Origin of the sequence: Pontibacillus sp. HMF3514, assembly GCF_009858175.1 — a bacterium.
In the GTDB taxonomy this organism is placed as follows: domain Bacteria; phylum Bacillota; class Bacilli; order Bacillales; family BH030062; genus Pontibacillus.
Genome location: NZ_CP047393.1, coordinates 2,865,207 through 2,883,056 on the forward strand (window position 1 = coordinate 2,865,207; position 17,850 = coordinate 2,883,056).

The following is a 17,850-nucleotide window of genomic DNA, read 5'->3' on the forward strand; positions in this document are numbered from 1 at the left end:
TAATTTATAATGAGTCGATTATTTCTTTGGAAGCATGTTCTTGATACGACGGTAGTCTGCTTTAGAAACTAACGTAGACTTACGAAGTTTACGCTTCTGCTTCTGAGACTTGTTTGCGAACAGGTGACTTGTGAATGCGTGGGAACGCTTCACCTTTCCGTTACCTGTACGACTAAAGCGTTTCTGAGAACCTTTATGAGTTTTCATTTTTGGCATGAGTAGTTCCTCCTTTAAGCATTTTCGGCTTCTCCTAGAAAAAGTCTATTGCTTTTCGTTAACCGGAGCAAGCATCATAAACATGTTACGACCTTCCATTTTCGGTTTCGTTTCGATTGTGGAAAGGTCTTTACATTCTTCAGCCATACGTTCTAGAACTTGTTGGCCTAGTTCTTTGTGAGTGATTGCGCGTCCGCGGAAACGAACTGCAACTTTCACTTTATCGCCCTTTGTTAAGAACTTACGTGCATTACGTAGCTTCGTATTGAAGTCATGTTCTTCAATTCCTGGGCTGAGACGCACTTCTTTCACGTTGATCACTTTTTGATTCTTACGCTGTTCCTTTTCTTTCTTCTGTTGCTCAAAACGGTATTTACCGTAGTCCATAATACGACATACAGGCGGTTTCGCATTTGGAGCAACCATTACAAGATCAAGGTTTGCGTTTGCAGCGATGTCTAACGCTTCGTTTTTGGATTTAACACCCAATTGGTCTCCATTTGAATCAATGAGACGTACTTCGCGAGCACGAATCTTTTCATTGACGATCATATCTTTGCTAATGACCAGCCACCTCCAAGGTTAATTAAGAATAATATATCTGTCCTTGACAAGCTGTATTTTCTTGCTGGAATTTCTACAATCAAAAAAAGTGTCGGTACACATACTGCACCCACACGTTTCCCATTACGTTCAGAAAAAATCGTACCTGGTAACTGCCCATAGTGGACGTCATGCAGGTGAGAAGCGGGTGCTTCTACTTGTCTCAGACAATATTTTGTTTACCTATACGAGAATAGCACGTATACATTAGGCTGTCAAATCGTTTTACTCTGTTTCGTTTAAAAACAAGACTTTTATAGAATACAAGATATCTGCTCGAAACGCAACAACTATTTTACAAAAACCTTATTTAACTTATTCCATATAAGCCCCTTATGTTGAAGACTTGGAATCGAGATAAGTTGAGAGCAATCCGTTGCTTTTATGAGAGGTAGGGGTTCAGTGAAACGGCAATACTCCTGCGGAAGACCAGCTGAGCCTCCTCGTTCACTCCGTTGTCTGTGGGGTCTCATCTGCCCTTTCTACCGCGGGAGTTTGCCGTTTCCCTCACCCCCTTTGCTTTTATGGAGATTAACGGACCCTAGTGTGTGAGTTCTAAACCTTACGGACATCTGTTCCGTTATTTTGAACTTTTAAGGCATTTCGAGAGTCGTTACGGACATATGGTACCTTATTTGTGACAAATTGGGTTTTGTCAAGGTGATTTGATGCAAATAACGGAATAAATGTCCGTAAGCTCTTCATAAAAGTCATATTAAGATCAAATAACGGAACAGATGTCCTTAAACATCACCTCTCCATATCACTGCGGTTCCGTTCATCACGATTCGGCTAAGGTGGGCTGTGGAACGGGTTGACTCCTCCGGAATAACGAGCGAGCGAGACCCCGCAAGAAGCGTAGCGTATGAGGAGGCTCGATCGTTCGTCCGGGGAAAGCAACCCGTTCCCAAGCCCACCGCACTCCACAATAGCAACGGAACCGCCTCTCTCACTAAAACAGTTATTCCAGATTACTGCCATATAACTGAACAATAAATAAAAAAACCCTCATGAAGCTCATCAGCTTCACAAGGGCTTTTGCAATCCTATATTATCGACGAACTTTTCCTGTGATCTCTTGCTTTAATTCATCAATGAAATTAGAAAGTGGCTTCGTCTCAGAGTCTTTTTCTCCGTAACGACGTACGTTCACGCCATTTTCATTTATCTCATTGTCACCTACAACGAGCTGGTAAGGGACTTTTTGCATTTGAGCTTCACGGATCTTGTAGCCGATTTTCTCATCACGCTCATCCACTTCAACACGCACGCCAGCAAAGCGTAGCTCATCTTCTACCTTTTTCGCATAGTCTAAGTGAACATCCGCAGAAACTGGAATAATCTTAGCCTGTACAGGTGCTAACCATGTTGGGAATGCACCTTTGTACTCTTCAATTAAGAAGGCAACAAAGCGTTCCATTGTAGATACTACACCGCGGTGAATAACAACCGGACGGTGATGGTTTCCGTCTTCACCAATATACGTTAAGTCAAAACGCTCTGGTAAGTGGAAGTCCAACTGTACAGTAGATAACGTCTCATCTTTACCTAGTGCCGTTTTCACCTGCACATCAAGCTTCGGTCCGTAGAATGCCGCTTCGCCTTCTGCTTCTACATAATCAACTTTTAGCTCCTGCATGGTTTCAAGAAGCATGGACTGAGCTTTCTCCCACATCTCATCGTTATCCACATATTTCTCTTTGTCCGCAGGGTCACGGTATGAAAGACGGAAGTAATAATCTTCAATGCCGAAGTCTTTATATACTTCTTGAATCATACGAACAACGCGGATAAACTCATCTTTTAGTTGATCTGGACGAGAGAAGATATGCGCATCATTTAATGTCATAGCACGTACACGCTGTAAACCAGCTAAAGCACCAGACATTTCGTAACGGTGCATTGTACCAAGCTCAGCAATACGAACCGGAAGATTACGGTAACTATGCAATTGGTTTTTGTACACCATCATGTGGTGCGGACAGTTCATTGGTCGAAGAACTAGATCTTCGTTATCCATTTCCATTGATGGGAACATGTCCTCTTGATAGTGATCCCAGTGTCCACTTGTTTTATAAAGGTCAACAGAACCTAAAACAGGTGTGTACACGTGGTCATATCCAAGACGCTCTTCTAAATCTACGATATAACGCTCGATTGTACGACGAATTGTAGCGCCTTTAGGTAACCATAATGGAAGCCCTTGTCCTACTTTTTGAGACACCGTGAAAATATCAAGCTCTTTTCCTAGTTTACGGTGGTCACGTTCCTTTGCTTCTTCAAGCATGTGAAGGTACTCTTCAAGATGTGCTTTCTTTTCAAAAGCTGTACCATAAATACGCTGAAGCATTTGATTGTCGCTATCTCCACGCCAGTATGCGCCAGAGACACTCAACAGCTTAAATACTTTAATTTTACCTGTTGATGGAACATGTGGGCCGCGGCAAAGATCGAAAAATTCACCTTGCTTATAGATTGTAATGTTTTCATCTTCTGGAAGGTCATCGATCAATTCTAGCTTCAATTCATCACCGATTTCACGATACATTTCCTTCGCTTCTTCACGACTAACCTCGACACGCTGAATTTCAAGGTTTTCGCTTACAATACGCTGCATTTCTTTTTCAATCTTAGGTAGATCTTCAACTGAGATGGATTCAGAGATGTCCATGTCATAGTAAAATCCATTCTCAATAACAGGACCTACTCCAAGCTTCACATCTCCATAAAGACGTTTAACAGCCTGCGCCATTAGGTGTGCAGTAGAGTGACGTAACACCTCAATACCTTCTTCATCACGAAGTGTTACAATTTCAATTGATCCATCACCTGGTAGTTCACGGCGAAAATCAATTAGTTGACCATTATGTTTTCCAGCAACAGCTTGCTTTTTTAAACCAGGACTAATGGATGCAGCTACATCTTCTGTTGTTGTACCTTGAGGAAACTCTTTCACTGCTCCATCTGGGAATGTAAGTTGAATTCCTTCAGCCATTGTTCGTTCACTCCTTCTATCTTTCTAAAATGTGATGATTCAACACACGATTTATGAGCATTAAAAAACGCCCATCCCTTGCACGATAGCGAAGGGACGAGCGTTGATGCACGTGGTTCCACCCTGATTTCCACATTCCTGTGGCTCATTGTTTCAAATCCGTAACGAGGACGAGGCGCTACTAGTTACTTAAGGTTCGCCAGTAGAGTTCAGAGGTGGTAAACAATTTGCCGTTCTTAGGAAGCTTCCAGCCATGGCCTCCCTCTCTGTAAGTCGATACACATTGTTCGTATCCTCATCATCACTTATACATTGAATTTTATTTATGATTCATAGTATAAGGACTTTCATTTAAAAAAGCAAGCCTATTTTTTACTGAGAGGACAAACGTTTGAAAGGAAAATTTCTCAAAGGGAGAAACTCTACCTTTTCCTGAAACACATTTAATATCGTAATGGTTTTAGGATCACTAGAATCATCGCCGTATAGCGTGATTTTCTCTGGTGCAAAGGCAATGATAGGTGTAATATTCATTTCTTCTTTTTCCAAACCAAACAAGTAAAGTGGTTCTTCATTTGTTAATCGCTTTAACTCTTCTTGTCTAAAAAGATTTCCATTCTTATCATAAAAACGGAAATTAGGGCCTTGAACAATTAATAAATGATCCATATTAGAAGGTTTAAGATGCATATATTCCCGAAGATGTTCAACATAAGATTGATATTCTTCTTCTCGTTTGTATTCATCAAGTGCATATCCAACAAAATCAATTAAATCATTATAAAAAGTATGCATCCGGAACACAATAATCGAATCAAAATGAACAGACTCTTCTTCCTTCAAAGCCTCTGCAAATACAGTTTTTAAAATAGTCTGATGCTGACCATGACTTAATTTGTGTTGTGGCACCATATCTTCCTCTAACTCATCACGTAACAATGTATGACACAAATCCACAATCGCTTCAACTTCATCTACGTCATTATAATAATAACAATCACGAATAATTTCATGTAACCAAGCTGACTCTTTATGTATTTGAAACACATGAATAAATCCTTGAATGAGTACAGAATGAAGTTCTTTTACATCAGAGGCTTGTTCAATATTAATCGTAAGACCCCACTTCTTGTGCTGTTGCCAGTGAAGTTTAATATCTTGACTGTAATCAAGCAGGTATTCACAAAAAGATAAGGCTTCATGCTTACGCTCAAATGTGATTTGCTTCAATCTATTCCCCCCTTCCCCCATAACTGTTACATTATATGGGACAAGGGCAAAAAAAATGATTTCGTATCTAAAATAATGTAACAAAAACAAAAATCGCATGACCCTCCTTATTGGAGGCTCATGCGATTTATTTTTATGATCTTCTATTTTGTCCATGGACAGGAACTGGAATGCTCACCTGTTTAATTCGTTCAATGATTCTCCCTGCTTTCAATTCCTCTACATCGCCTCGATTATTGGTCATCAAGTGTTTCTCCAAGTCTTTTAGCGTATAGTTCGAAGTAAAGAATACAGGAAGGCGTTCCATCATTCTATATTGTAAGATAGATCCTAACACCTCATCTCGGAACCATGATGACATGGATTCAGCACCGATATCATCTAGCATAAGGACAGGTGTTGTTTTAAACTGTTCAATTTTCTTGTTCAAGGAATTATCCTGCAAGGAAGATTTCATTTCCCGAACAAACTCAGGCATATATATAACTAATGAAGACACGCCTTCATTGGCTAAGTCATTCGCAACAGCTCCAAGAAAGAATGTCTTCCCTACCCCAAATGGACCATGGAAATAAAGACCCTTTTCAGCTTCTTTCGTTCCCCACTTTTCTACATAGTTATTCGCATAACCAATGGCTTTCAATCGCTGATCATCATCCATATCAACTTCTTCAAAAGTTGCTTCTAACACTTCTCTTGGCATATATAAACTACTAATAAACGATCGTTTTTTGGATTGCGCCTCTACCTGAGCTTTACGAGGACACATTTCATACGTAATCCGTACATCACGATTTGCAACATGGATTAGGGGGCTATAGCCTGGAACAAGGTTTTTACATTCAGCTAATGCCGGACAATCCTGACAACGTTTCGATTGGGATTGATATTCATATAATTTCATTAGATGCTTACTTATATCTTGATCCGTTAATTGGGGGTTCTGTTTTAATATTTGTTGAATTTCAGGATCTTTTAAAATTGCCTGCTTCATGGACTGGTAATGTTCCTGAAAGTTTTTACTTTCCCTCATCCATTTTTTCAATGCGGTTTGTATAGGTTCCATGTTCTTCATCCTTACAATTCATTATTCCGTGTACGCTTTTTAGACCTATTCTTGATAGCCTTAAGAATATCCTCTTTTTCCTTCTGGATTTCCTCAGGAGATTTTTCTTGGTCCTTTTCCTCAGTAGGATTGCTTTGACTCTTTTTCTCTTCCTCAGCTTTTTGTTCTTTAAACCAATCAGGTAATACTTCTTGCTTTTGAGGCTTTCGGTATCCAGACTTTTTCTTTGTAGCCCACTGCTGATATTTTTTGTTCTCTTTTTTGGCAACATCCATTGCCTGACTTACTGTTTTAATTTGAAGTCGAGCCCAGTGGCCTGCGATGGTTTCCATATAAGGCTTTGATAACTTCATATCTGTTTTTAATAAAACATAGTAAATCAAGACGTTCATCACACCAGGGCTAAGACCTTGTTGTGTCATAATGTCTCTGATCATTTTAATATCTTTTTCTGGCGGTTCTGCTCCTTCAGACAAATCACTTAACAATTCCCTAGGTGATATTTGCTGTAACTGTTGAATAAGTGCTTCTTCTTTATTGGATGCTTTATTCGATTCAGACTGATTCGTTTGGTCAGAAACAGAAAGTCGTTCTCGTTGGTCTGTCACATTCTTATTTTCATTACTCTTAGAAGGTGATGGCTTGTTCTGATAAAGGTCGTGACACGCTTCTTTTAATTCAGATAAGATTAATTCATTTTGATCGTTCATAGACCACAAAATCGCTTTTTCTAACTCATATGTGGCTAAATTATATAAAAGGGATAATTGCGTAATAACCTTACGATGCTTTTGCGACAAGATTTCTTGTGCAGGTAGCATACGCTCTTGCAAAGATTTATATAGCCATTCGTAATCAACGACCTCTTCTTGTACGTTTACACCTTGCGCTCCAGTCGAGACAACATTTTCTTCATCATGGCGATGAAGACCATCAGGCGGTTTCTCTGATGTTAAGTGATGCATAGAAAAAACCTGTTCAAATGATGAAGTTACCTCTTTCGCATCTTTATCAATTTTAGTAGCCATGTAAAAGGCGTTTCTCAAACGGTCATACTTTTCTTGACCTAGATGGTGATACAATAACAAAGAAAGCATATCATCTTCAAAAAATTCATTTGGTGTAAAAGGCTTAAGAAGCACATAAGAATATACAGTTTGCCCCTGCTCATATAAGGCAAACGTTCGCATCAAGCCTATTGCCTCTAGCTTCTTCCTAGCATCATAAATATCATCTAATGGCATATGAAGATAATTCATTAACAGATGATGGGTTCTAATACGATCACCTGGTTGTTGTAAGTCATATTCAGAAAGAAGCGTTTGATACAGGCTCACAGCTGAAACACCTATGATAGGCTGATATAAATGAGACAAAGCTTTTGAAACATCCATCGGCATACTTTGAGGTACGTTTAATGTAAACCCATCAACAGGTAACAGCTTCCCAATATTCGCTTCCTCCATGATGTCTTCCTCCTTACAATTGCGTTTCATGGTGACTTAGGACCTGTAAAAAAGAAAAGAGCCAAGCGCGGCTCTAAAAGCTCATTTATTCAGGTTCTTGTTTTATCAAATCTTTTAATTCGTCTAAGAATACATTAATATCTTTAAACTGTCTATATACAGATGCAAAGCGGACATAGGCTACCTCGTCCACCTCAGCTAGTCGATCCATAACCATTGCACCAATGTCATTACTTTGAACTTCGGAGTCTCCACGGTTTCGCAATTCACGCTCAATACTCGTTGCAATTGTCTCAAGTTGTTCCACTGATACTGGTCGCTTTTCACATGCTCGGATGAGTCCTCGCATAAGCTTCTCACGTGAAAATTCCTCACGCGTCCCCTCTTTTTTCACAACGATTAATGGTACTTCTTCTATTCGCTCAAATGTCGTAAAACGAAAATTACAGTCTTCACATTCTCTTCTACGACGAATCGATTTTCCTTCTTCAACTGGTCTTGAATCTAATACTTTGGTGCTTTTGTAGCCACAATTTGGGCATTTCACTTACATCAACTCCAGTATTGATTTCTACCTATACTTCCATTTTCTGAGCCATTGAGGTTTCAAGAAATGGGAGTTCTTTTTTTAGAGATTCGTATTGGATCTGTATTAATTTATGACTATATCCGAAATCAAACGGAAGAGGTGTTTCTGTGGTTACGGAAAAATCAATTGCTGTACGATATGGCTTGACCATAATAACACTAATAACCATAAAGGCTTTTCGACTGCCTTTAACTCCAACACTTACTTCACCGTGTTCCTCTGATTTTGCAATGATGTCATATTTGGATGCATTCTCGTACATTTTTTCTATGGCACGAAATGCTTTATCTTTAGTCGTTTTAAAATAGTGAGTACGTAACTCATTATTCCAATGCTGTTCACTTGTTTCAGCATGATTTGTTAAATGCTTTTTAAACCATTGTTTAATACTCATCGATCATTACACCTCTTATTTATTATATCAAAAATTTTCAAAGGATAAATACGTCATCGCGTTATTTATCGATTTCTTTTTTACCAAAAGATGTTTGTACCGTTAAATGGCAGTTATCTTGAATAAGCATTTTAGTGAGTGGGAGGGTCCGTTGCGTTAAAAAGAGGAAGGGGTCAGCTCTAATTAGCTGAATTTCCTTATTGCTTTAAAAGTGTTCTATGAATCTCATAGATAACGTGAACAAGCTTTATATCAGGTGTTTGAGTCATCTTCTGTTTCATTATAGTAAAGCTTAACACAGGAATCAGAAACACGTATTATGCTGCGGTTCCGTTAATCTCCATATGGCTAAGGTGGGCTGGGAAACGGGCTGACTCCTCCGGATTAACGGTCGAGCGAGACCCCGTAGGGAACGTAGTGACTGAGGAGGCTCGATCGTTCGTCCGGGGAAAGCAGCCCGTTTCCCAGCCCACCGCACTCCATATAAGCAACGGAAGCATACTCATCTTATCTCGAAAACAAGTCTTCCAGATAAGGGGGCTTAAAAGGAATAAGATACATTTACATATTAAAAAGGGATGCACGAATTGTGCATCCCTTATATAGTAGGATTATTTTATAGAACGTTGAATTTTTGTACTGATACTGGTCCCATTCCGCGTGGGACTTCTACAGATTCTTGTGTTGCAGCTTCTAATGCGTCTGCGATATATTGTGCAGCAACATTTGGATCTATACGATCGCCGCATGTGTATACATCAATACTCGCATATCCATGCTCTGGAAAGCTATGAATCGTTAAATGTGATTCTGAAATTATGACAACTCCACTTACGCCATGTGGTGCAAATTTATGAAAAGCTACTTCACGGACTTCGGCACCAGCTTTAAGTGCAGCATCCACAAAGATTTGCTCAATCATTGCCATATCGTTCAGTGTTTCTGTGTTACAATCCCAAAGTTCTGAAATTACATGTCTACCCATCGTATCCATTGGGAATCCCCCTTCAAGACAAACAAAAGTTACTTCTTAACATCCGCTCATGTACTGCCACGGGGGAAAGTTAGTCCTAAGAGGTCCTAACCCTTTAAGCAGTCATATTTCCTTCAGTTTTTCAGAAGCTCAAAAGTTAGTATAAACGCTTCCTAACCTTTTTGCAATATACAAATGGAAATATTTTTCGGATATATATGGTAATGTGTGCTAGACACAAATTCCCCTTTTGATCACGATTTTTGTAGGAAATACCTTATGATACTCGGGCTTCTTGTTGATTTGCTAACTTTTCACCTACAAATTTAACTAAATCTACTACACGTTTTGAGTAACCCCACTCATTATCATACCAGGCTAGTACCTTTACTTTACGATCATCTATAACCATTGTTGATAAACCATCGATAATAGAGGAATATTCCGTAGTCGTATAATCAACGGAAACAAGTGGTTCTTCAGAGTATGACAAAATTCCATCCAAACTATTTTTTGATGCATGCTTAAATGCATTATTTATTTGATCGGTCGTAACATCTTTCTTAAGGTCAATAACAAGGTCTACCAAAGAAACATTTGGTGTTGGAACGCGTAAGGCCATTCCATGCATTTTCCCATCTAATTGAGGCATTACTTGCCCAAGGGCTTTAGCTGCACCTGTGGAAGTTGGAATAATAGATTGTGTACAACCACGTGCACGACGTAAGTCTTTATGTGGATTATCTAAGTTTTTCTGATCATTTGTAAAAGCATGAACAGTCGTCATTAATCCATTTTCAATTCCAAACTCATCATCAAGAACCTTTACTACAGGAGCCAAGCAATTCGTTGTACATGAAGCATTTGATACGACATCATGTTTCTCATGATTGTAAACGCTCTCATTTACGCCCATAACAATTGTGGCATCAACTTCTTTACCAGGCGCTGTGATTACAACCTTTTTAGCTCCAGCTTCGATATGGCCACCTGCTGATTCTTTTGTTTTAAACTTTCCTGTTGCTTCAATTACTATATCAACTCCAAGCTTATCCCATGGAAGCTCTTTGGGATCACGAGAAGATACGATATCAATCTTTTTACCATCAACTTCCAACCCATTATCAAGCGCTTTCACATCTCCTTGAAAACGACCATGAACACTGTCATATGTTAATAAATGAGCTAGGGTTTCAGGTTCATAGCTTGCATTGATTGCTACTACCTCAAGATCTTTATCTTTAACCGCCTGGCGGAAGACCATGCGTCCAATTCGTCCAAATCCATTAATTGCAACACGTGCTGTCATGTCACATACCCCTCTCAAATATGATATACTTTTCCCTTCCCTTTTGCATGATTAGTATAACACATTTAATTACACTTGGAATCCATAATTTAAAAAATTTTAAATAAATGGGTATTCACCCAATAAAAAACCTACCACTATAAATTATAGTAGTAGGTCCCTTATTAAATAACTTCCCATTTTCTTAATATCGTATCCAATTGGTCATATGATTGTTGTTTCGTCCCATTATTAGATATGACTGCATCAGCTTTCTCCGCCTTTTTAGAAACAGGCATTTGAGAATTAATTCGACTCTTAGCCTCATCCTCTGTACTTTCATCACGTTCCATTAAACGTTTTAGTTGAATTTCTTCATCAACATACACAACGAGGATTTTATCTACAAAATGTGTCAGTTCACTCTCAAATAAAAGCGGAATATCAAGTACAACAGCCTTTGCATTTTGCCTAACGTAATCATCACGTTCTTCGAGCATTTTCTCCCTAACAGCTGGGTGAACGATGCCATTCAAGGCTTTTCGCTTCTCTTCGTCTTTAAAAACGATTGCGCCTAAAGCTTTTCGATCAATGGATTCATCCTCACGTAATATGTCACGACCAAATGTTTCTACAATTTGATTGTATGCTTTTTCGCCAGGCTCGACAACTTTTCTAGAAATCTTATCTGCATCAATTACAGGAATGTCATAATCATCAAACATTAAAGATACCGTACTTTTTCCAGTAGCGATGCTTCCTGTAAGTCCGATTACAACTGTCATTATAATTGCCCCTTTACGTCATTTTCATTACTCCGATTAAAATTAGAAGTACACCTGGCAAAAAGGAAAGGCGATGAAGCCATCCCCAGCAGGATAAAAGAAATCCACTTTTTAAACCGATCCAAAGGAAAGAACTGCTCATAAATGCAATAACACCTGCGGTTAACAACGGCTCAAACCCAAACATAGCTGCACCAACACCAGCCCCGAAGGCATCTAGGGATAACGCTAAGCCTAATAAAAGTGCCTCAATGCCATTGATGGTGCCAGATTTATCAATATCTGCCGTCATTGGCTTTCTTAATATTTGTATAACAATACCTAACGATTGAATCTCAAGTTTTAAAATATAAGGATCTTTAGGCTCAGTTGGTCCATGATTATCACTTTTAAAAAATTGATAGATAACCCATGCACCGATGGATATAAGAATCACCCCACCAAGAATTTCTGTGATATGAGGTGAAATAAACCATGAAATAGCTTTTCCTATCATCATGGAAATAAAGAAAGTTGTTGCGGAGATACAAGCAATGATGAGAATAGCTTTGAAAGGTAAGCCCATCTTTCGCATTCCGTAAGTAAAACCAACAGTAAAACTATCTAAGCTAACAGCGAAGGCCAGAATGATTAATGTCATGATCTCTTGCATGTAAACGAAAGCTCCTTCCCCCATATTCTACGTTAGTATATGGGGGGAGCTTATAAGCTGTGCTATTGATTTAGTGTGATTATTTCTGGCAATTAAGGCAAACGTGAGTACCTCGATTCCCTACCTTCATCTTACTTATGACTGTGCCACAGTTGTGACAAGCTTCTTCCTCACGACCATACACATTGAGTTTTTGTTGGAACATTCCGATTTGTCCTTGACTATTCACATAGGATCGTATGGTTGTTCCTCCTTGTGTAACAGCCTCACCAAGGGTTTCGATAATCTCCTTGTGAAGGGACGTAATTTCTTCATCACGTAAATCAGAAGCTCTTCTCATAGGATGGATGGAAGACCTAAATAAAGCTTCATCCACATAAATGTTTCCTAACCCAGCCAATACGGTTTGATCTAAAAGAGCCGTCTTGATGTGCCGGTTTGTTTTATTTAGTTTTTCTTTTAGATAATCTACAGTGAATGCTTTTTCGAATGGTTCTGGACCTAAATGATCTAACGGAGGACAGCTAAATTCATCTCCGATAGGGAACACATGCATTGTCCCGAACTTCCGAACATCTTGATAACGTAGTTCTGTTCCATCTGTTAATTCAAATATGACATGTGTATGCTTTGTAACAGGTTCTGTTTTTGGAAAAACGCCATATTTCCCTTCCATTCTAAGGTGAGAAATAAGCACATGATTATCGAGGTAAAATAATAAAAACTTTCCCCGGCGATCAATTCGATGGATCGTCTGACCTTGAACAATTTGCTTAAATTGTTCTGTATCATCAGGATGTTGAATGATGTTTGGCCAGTGTATTGTAATGTTTTGAATGGTTTTATTTATAACAAGTTGTTCGAGTGTTTTTTTGATTGTCTCGACTTCTGGTAGTTCTGGCATGGGTATTCAAACACTCCTTTACTTCGCATCATACCATGTGTCACCTTGTTCATCGTCCACTTTTAATGGAACTTCAAGATCGACCGTTTCTTCCATCACCTTCGTAACTAAGCTTTGTAGCTTTTCTAATTCCGCTTCAGGTGCCTCGAGGATTAATTCGTCATGAACTTGTAAAAGCATGCGTGCTTCTAGCCCTTCTTGCTCTAAAGCGTGATAAAGATCAATCATAGCCTTTTTAATGATATCTGCTGCAGTACCCTGAATTGGTGTATTCATTGCTGTACGCTCTGCAAAGCTTCTACGGTTGAAGTTTCGACTAGTGATCTCCGGTAAATAACGACGACGGTTCATGAGAGTTGTTACATATCCGTTTTGCTTTGCTTCTTGTACGACCTCATCCATGTATGCTTTTACCCCTGGGTAGCTTTCAAGATATCGATCGATAAATTTCTTCGCTTCCTTACGAGGAATTCCCAGGCTTTGAGAAAGGCCGTAATCACTAATTCCATAAACGATTCCGAAGTTGACCGCTTTCGCCTGACGACGCATTTGATCCGTAACTTCACCTTCAGATACATGGAAAACATCCATTGCTGTCTTCGTATGAACATCTGCTCCCTCTTTAAAGGCACTAATTAACTTTTCATCCTGTGCTATGTGTGCAAGAACACGAAGCTCAATTTGAGAGTAGTCAGCGGCAAAGATCTTCCAACCCTCTTCTGATGGAATGAACGCTTGTCTGATCTTTCTTCCTTCTTCTAAACGAATCGGGATATTTTGCAGGTTTGGTTCAATCGAACTTAGACGACCTGTTTGGGTTAATGCCTGATTAAATCTTGTATGAATTTTATTTGTATCCTCATGGACTACCTTGAGCAGTCCTTCAATATATGTGGATTGAAGTTTACCTAACTGACGGTACATTAAGATTTTTTCAATAATCGGGTGTTTATCTTGCAGTTGCTCTAAAATATCTGCTGATGTTGAATAACCCGTTTTGGTTTTCTTAATAACTGGAAGCTCAAGCTTTTCAAATAGAATGGGACCTAGTTGCTTAGGTGAATTTAAATTAAACTCTTCTCCAGCAAGCTCGTACACTTCTTTCTCTAATTCAGCAAGGCGTTCCTTAAGGTCTTCCCCCATTTGTTTCAAGCGGTCTACATCTACCTGCACACCTGTGTATTCCATGACACCTAGAATTTGAGAAAGCGGCATTTCAAGCTCATGGTATAAATTCCACTGTTCATTTTCTTTTAATTGTTCCTCAACTGTTTCTTTTAATTGAAACAGCATGTCTGTTTTGCGACCTACATGATCCGCTAACAGGTCTGTCTCAGGAACCTTCATTTTGGCTCCTTTCCCATATACTTCTTCATCAAAAGCTACTTCTTTTCTCCCCATTCGTTGACTGATTGCAGGGATATCGTGATGATTTTCAGAAGGGTTAATAATATAGGAGGCAATTAACAGATCAAACGAGAGCCCCTTTACATCAATACCATAGCGCTTCATTGCGACTAGTGTTTTCTTAGCATCAAAGACCCACTTTTTCTTATTCGTATCTTCTGCCCATTTCTTAAACACTTCTGAATGAAGAGCTTGATCTCCAGGAATGAAGTACTTGCCACCTTTATGAACAAGTCCAACTCCTTCAATATCAGCAGTGTGATAGCTTTCGCTAAGCATCTCAATTACTAGTGCAGTTGTTTCAGCTAAGTGCTCTTCTCTAACTTCTTCAATGGTTTCTACTTCTATGTGAGGTAAGCTTTCGTTTACTTCCTCCGCTTCAGCCTCTTCACCACCAATGCGACTTAGAAGTGAGTTAAACCCTAGATCACGGAAAAAGCTGCTTACCTGTTGATATTCGTAGCCTTCATATTGTGCTTTTTCTAAACCTACCTCAATAGGTGAATAAACATTGATCGTTACAAGATCTTTACTCATATAAGCATTGTCTTTGTTATCGGTAAGCTTTTCTTTTAATTTTTTACCACTGACCTCTTCTAAGTGTTCATAAACACCATCAAGGGTCTCGAATTGTTTAAGTAATTTAACAGCCGTTTTCTCACCTACTCCAGGAACTCCTGGGATGTTATCTGAGCTATCTCCCATTAACGCTTTTAAGTCAATAATTTGATTCGGATCCACGTCCATCTTTTCTTTCATAAATGACGGTGTGTACGTTTCTACATTTGTAATTCCCTTTTTGGTAAGCGCAACGGATACTTTATCAGAAACAAGCTGTAATAAGTCACGGTCACCACTAATAACTTTTACATCCCATTCTTCTTGCTCACCTAGGCGAGCAAGAGTACCGATGATGTCATCTGCTTCATATTGATCAAGTTCGTAATGAGAAATGTGAAAGGCATCTAGCAATTCACGTATTAGTGGAAATTGTTCGGATAACTCTGGAGGTGTCTTTTGGCGCCCACCTTTATATTCTTCATACGTTTTATGTCTGAAAGTTGTCTTCCCAGCATCAAAAGCAACTAGAACATGAGAAGGCTGTTCTTCCTCTAGAATCTTTAACAGCATCGTTGTAAAACCATAAACTGCATTTGTATGTACGCCTTTATCATTGTTCAATAGCGGGAGAGCAAAAAACGCGCGGTAAGCAATACTGTTCCCGTCGATTAATATTAATTTTTGAGACATGTCGTGCACTCCTTTATACGTGATCGATCATTTATGTAGTCAATTCGAAACTATGCAAAAAAAAGCGACTCTTTCCTCTCATTTTACCATGTTCGGTAAGAGAAAGAAAAAGTCGCCTCTGTATTATTCAAAATATCCGGTTAATGTTTGTGCGTAAGGAGAATCTTGTGGCAGGATAATCGTTGTCTCTCCATCGATCGTCGTCTTATAAGATTCTAGAGTACGGTAAAGTCGATAGAACGATTCATCCTTAGAAAAGGACTCATTATAAATACGCGCTGCTTCCTGTTCACCTTCCCCTCGGATTTGTGCAGCCTGAGCATCTGCTTTTGCTAGCATTTCTTTTACATCACGGTCTGTTTGAGCGATAATACGACTTTTCTCAGCATCACCTTGAGATAGGTATTCCTGAGCTTTTGTTTCACGCTCTGAAATCATGCGGCGGTATACTGACTGCTCGTTCTCGTCGGGTAAATCAGTTCGTTTAATTCGTACATCTTCCACACGAATTCCGTATTCATCACGTGCTAGCAATTCGTTCACTTGTTTCGTAACTCGTTCATTTAAATTACCTCTTGAGGATTTTTCATCATTAATAATCTCTTCATAATTCATTCGACCTAACTCGGTCCGAATAACAGAAAATATAAACTCACCCATACGAGTTTCTGCATTTACCATGTTTCTGGCTGTGTTAATCATATTATCTGGATCGGTGATATGCCATACTGCATAGTTATCAATAATCATACGCTTCTTATCCAGTGTATTAATCTCTTTTTGTGCTACATCATAGACCATTTTCTTTTTTGGAAGCGTTGTAACGGTTTGAATAAATGGAACCTTAAACTTAAGACCCGGTGTTTCTTCAGTATTCACAATTTCCCCAAACTGTCGTACAACTTTATATTCTCCCTCTTTAACAATAAAAATAGAGTTAAATAACCCAATAAGTAATAGCACAAACACGATAAGAGAAAGTCCAATTCTTACATATCGTTTAATCTCGTTAGAACTAGGTTTATTCATTTCTACAATGTTTTCATTACTCATTGTTGGACCCTCCCTGTGCTGGTGCTACTGTTTTTGATTTGCTAGGGTCTAAAGGTAAATATTTCAAGGTATTCCCACTATCATTCATAATATAGATTTTCGCCTCAGGTAACACTTCTTCAAGTGTTTCAATCACAAGACGGTCTTTTGTAATAGTAGGAGATTTCGCATATTCTTCATACAGTGCGTCAAATTGTGCAACATCACCTTTTGCTTTTTGAATTCGAGCTACTTTATCTCCTTCGGCTCTTGAGATAATGGCATCCTTTTCTCCTAATGCTTCTTCATATTTTTGGTTTCTATATTTCTTTGCTTCGTTAATTTTCGTATTCATCGTTTCACGTGCATCTGTAACCTTTGTAAATGCAGTACGAACTTCTTCATTTGGAAGGTCTACTTCTTGTAGCTTCACATCAATAATGGAAATGCCAATATCATAGTCAGCTATCAGAGACTTTAACAATTCACGCACATCATTTTCGATCTCAGCCTTTCCAGAAGTTAAGGCTTCATCAATTTTAGATGAACCAATAATCCCTCTTAATGAGGCGGAAGTGGCATTATTTAAAATTTGTTTTGGATCTGCAGAGTGGAATAAGTATTGGGATGGCGCTGTAATCTTCCATTGTACAACTAAATCGGCTAATACAATGTTTTCATCTCCCGTAATCATTCGAATCTGATCTGCTCCTGATTTATCATCTTGGTTGTATCCGAAATCAAGACTAAAGGTTTCTTTAGATACCTTTCTAACTTCTTGAACAGGCCAAGGCATTTTAAAATGAAGTCCTGGAGTTGTAATATCCTCACCTGCTTCACCAAAAGTTAACATCGTAGCTTGTTCGGATTCATCGACGGTGTACCAGCTTGTTATCCCAACAATGGCTAGTACAACGACGCCAACTGTAATGGCAAGCCACATGTAGATTTGTTTTAATGTCATTCGCTTTCTCTCCCCTTATTTCATGATTGTTACAA

17 protein-coding genes and 1 other annotated feature are annotated in these 17,850 nt (G+C 38.9%); all 17 genes read right to left on the bottom strand.

From position 1 onward, the window contains the following. Positions 1 to 18: 18 nt before the first annotated feature. On the bottom strand, positions 19 to 216 hold the full coding sequence (gene rpmI / locus GS400_RS14785) for a 50S ribosomal protein L35 (protein ID WP_027447731.1): 198 nt from the start codon (positions 214 to 216) through the stop codon (positions 19 to 21). A 45-nt stretch (positions 217 to 261) separates the two neighbouring features. After that, on the bottom strand, positions 262 to 768 hold the full coding sequence (gene infC, locus GS400_RS14790) for a translation initiation factor IF-3 (protein WP_027447730.1): 507 nt from the start codon (positions 766 to 768) through the stop codon (positions 262 to 264). 88 nt (positions 769 to 856) lie between these two features. Then, positions 857 to 985 (bottom strand) — a sequence feature (ribosomal protein L20 leader region). Positions 986 to 1,374: 389 nt separating this feature from the next. Beyond that, the gene (locus GS400_RS14795; RefSeq protein WP_160103036.1) at positions 1,375 to 1,533 is read right to left on the bottom strand and encodes a hypothetical protein; all 159 of its coding nucleotides are present in this window, start codon (positions 1,531 to 1,533) and stop codon (positions 1,375 to 1,377) included. A 337-nt stretch (positions 1,534 to 1,870) separates the two neighbouring features. Further along, positions 1,871 to 3,814 (bottom strand): threonine--tRNA ligase, encoded by a 1,944-nt coding sequence (gene thrS, locus GS400_RS14800; protein WP_160103038.1) that lies wholly within the window; start codon positions 3,812 to 3,814, stop codon positions 1,871 to 1,873. Positions 3,815 to 4,186: 372 nt separating this feature from the next. Then, on the bottom strand, positions 4,187 to 5,044 hold the full coding sequence (gene ytxC / locus GS400_RS14805; protein WP_160103040.1) for a sporulation protein YtxC: 858 nt from the start codon (positions 5,042 to 5,044) through the stop codon (positions 4,187 to 4,189). A gap of 133 nt (positions 5,045 to 5,177) precedes the next feature. Beyond that, entirely contained in the window at positions 5,178 to 6,110 is a 933-nt protein-coding gene (gene dnaI, locus GS400_RS14810) for a primosomal protein DnaI (RefSeq protein WP_160103042.1), read from the bottom strand. Positions 6,111 to 6,121: 11 nt separating this feature from the next. Next, the gene (locus tag GS400_RS14815; protein WP_160103044.1) at positions 6,122 to 7,576 is read right to left on the bottom strand and encodes a replication initiation and membrane attachment family protein; all 1,455 of its coding nucleotides are present in this window, start codon (positions 7,574 to 7,576) and stop codon (positions 6,122 to 6,124) included. Between the two features lie 85 nt (positions 7,577 to 7,661). Continuing rightward, positions 7,662 to 8,123 (bottom strand): transcriptional regulator NrdR, encoded by a 462-nt coding sequence (gene nrdR, locus GS400_RS14820; RefSeq protein ID WP_027447570.1) that lies wholly within the window; start codon positions 8,121 to 8,123, stop codon positions 7,662 to 7,664. A 28-nt stretch (positions 8,124 to 8,151) separates the two neighbouring features. After that, on the bottom strand, positions 8,152 to 8,559 hold the full coding sequence (locus GS400_RS14825) for a cytosolic protein (RefSeq protein ID WP_160103046.1): 408 nt from the start codon (positions 8,557 to 8,559) through the stop codon (positions 8,152 to 8,154). A 616-nt stretch (positions 8,560 to 9,175) separates the two neighbouring features. Further along, positions 9,176 to 9,553 (bottom strand): adenosylmethionine decarboxylase, encoded by a 378-nt coding sequence (speD, locus tag GS400_RS14830; RefSeq protein ID WP_160103047.1) that lies wholly within the window; start codon positions 9,551 to 9,553, stop codon positions 9,176 to 9,178. Between the two features lie 256 nt (positions 9,554 to 9,809). Then, the gene (locus GS400_RS14835) at positions 9,810 to 10,841 is read right to left on the bottom strand and encodes a glyceraldehyde-3-phosphate dehydrogenase (RefSeq protein WP_160103049.1); all 1,032 of its coding nucleotides are present in this window, start codon (positions 10,839 to 10,841) and stop codon (positions 9,810 to 9,812) included. A gap of 164 nt (positions 10,842 to 11,005) precedes the next feature. Further along, complete coding sequence (gene coaE / locus GS400_RS14840; RefSeq protein WP_160103051.1) at positions 11,006 to 11,605, bottom strand: dephospho-CoA kinase; 600 nt, start codon at positions 11,603 to 11,605, stop codon at positions 11,006 to 11,008. A 13-nt stretch (positions 11,606 to 11,618) separates the two neighbouring features. After that, positions 11,619 to 12,257 carry a sporulation membrane protein YtaF gene (gene ytaF / locus GS400_RS14845; protein ID WP_160103053.1) on the bottom strand — a complete coding sequence of 213 codons (639 nt, stop codon included), beginning with the start codon at positions 12,255 to 12,257 and terminating at the stop codon, positions 11,619 to 11,621. A gap of 79 nt (positions 12,258 to 12,336) precedes the next feature. Next, complete coding sequence (gene mutM / locus GS400_RS14850) at positions 12,337 to 13,161, bottom strand: DNA-formamidopyrimidine glycosylase (RefSeq protein WP_160103055.1); 825 nt, start codon at positions 13,159 to 13,161, stop codon at positions 12,337 to 12,339. A gap of 18 nt (positions 13,162 to 13,179) precedes the next feature. Continuing rightward, the gene (gene polA, locus GS400_RS14855) at positions 13,180 to 15,819 is read right to left on the bottom strand and encodes a DNA polymerase I (RefSeq protein ID WP_160103057.1); all 2,640 of its coding nucleotides are present in this window, start codon (positions 15,817 to 15,819) and stop codon (positions 13,180 to 13,182) included. A 123-nt stretch (positions 15,820 to 15,942) separates the two neighbouring features. Next, complete coding sequence (gene hflC / locus GS400_RS14860; RefSeq protein ID WP_160103058.1) at positions 15,943 to 16,872, bottom strand: protease modulator HflC; 930 nt, start codon at positions 16,870 to 16,872, stop codon at positions 15,943 to 15,945. Beyond that, positions 16,865 to 17,815, bottom strand: a complete 951-nt coding sequence (hflK, locus tag GS400_RS14865) for an FtsH protease activity modulator HflK (RefSeq protein WP_160103060.1) — start codon at positions 17,813 to 17,815, stop codon at positions 16,865 to 16,867. Before hflK ends, hflC begins: the two co-directional genes overlap by 8 nt. Between the last annotated feature and the right edge of the window lie 35 nt (positions 17,816 to 17,850).